The organism is Variovorax sp. P4_D9, assembly GCF_056401695.1.
Genome location: NZ_JBFUIU010001580.1, coordinates 1 through 962, shown reverse-complemented (window position 1 = coordinate 962; position 962 = coordinate 1). Strand labels below are relative to the sequence as shown.

Annotated in this window: 1 protein-coding gene; it reads left to right on the top strand. The window is 58.7% G+C overall.

Going from position 1 to position 962, the window contains the following annotated elements; all coding sequences use genetic code 11:
• Positions 1-448 precede the first annotated feature (448 nt).
• Positions 449-962 (top strand): CoA transferase (locus AC1DY5_RS57040; RefSeq protein ID WP_478122942.1); only part of this gene is annotated, 514 nt, incomplete at its 3' end.

Below are 962 nucleotides of genomic sequence, written 5' to 3'. Positions count from 1 at the left end.
GTTCACATTCCGCTCGTCCGAGCCTCGATCGCTTTCACTACCGCGCATCTGGTTGGCGGCGTCGCGCGAGAGCGTGAGGGCTCATGAGGCTCGTCGCGTCGAGCTGGACGAGGTGGAGCAGACCATCGCGTACGTTCGGTCGTCTCGACTGCGAACGGTCCAACAACGTCATCCACTCGGCGAATAATTCTGCGAGATGGTGCATCGAAACTTCGTGGGCGATGTAGTGAAGACGTGACGCTCACAAGATTCTACTTGAGCCGCTTGAGAGAGCTTCAGCTGATGCAGCGGTGAGCGCCGATTCGCGTCGAGCGATTGGTCGGACGTCACTCTTGAATGCGCACGGTAGATGGAAAGAGAAACTTACCGTGCGCGGCAAAAAATCCATCTCGACATTCCAGCGTGCAACTTTCAAACTCACCTCATCGCAAGCAGATGGGTAAATTGAATGTCAACGAACAAGCCAGCGCCGCTTCCTCTCGAAGGCGTCAAAGTTATCGAACTCACGCACCTCATCGCCGGGCCCTACTGCGGGCAGCTGTTGGCGGAGGAGGGGGCGCAAGTCATCAAGGTCGAACCACCAAACGGTGAACTCTCACGTCATCGCGAACCGATGCGCCGCGCGGATGACGGCAGCGTTTCGGCCCACTACGGTTCATTGAATCGGGGCAAGCAGAACATCGCCCTCGACTTGAAGAATCCAGAGGGCATGGCGATCTTTCACAAGCTGTTGGAAACGGCACACGTCTTTGTCACCAACATGCGCGCTGCCGCGCTGGAGCGCCTGGGCATCCATCCAAACACGCTGAAGGAGCGCTATCCGAGGCTCGTGGTCGCGATCATTTCCGGTTTTGGCATGGAAGATTCCGGCGAATACGCGGAGCGCGCGGGCCTGGCCATGGTGGCCGAGGCGATGACGGGCACGACCGGGCTCACACGCGATCACGCTGGCAATCCTGTGT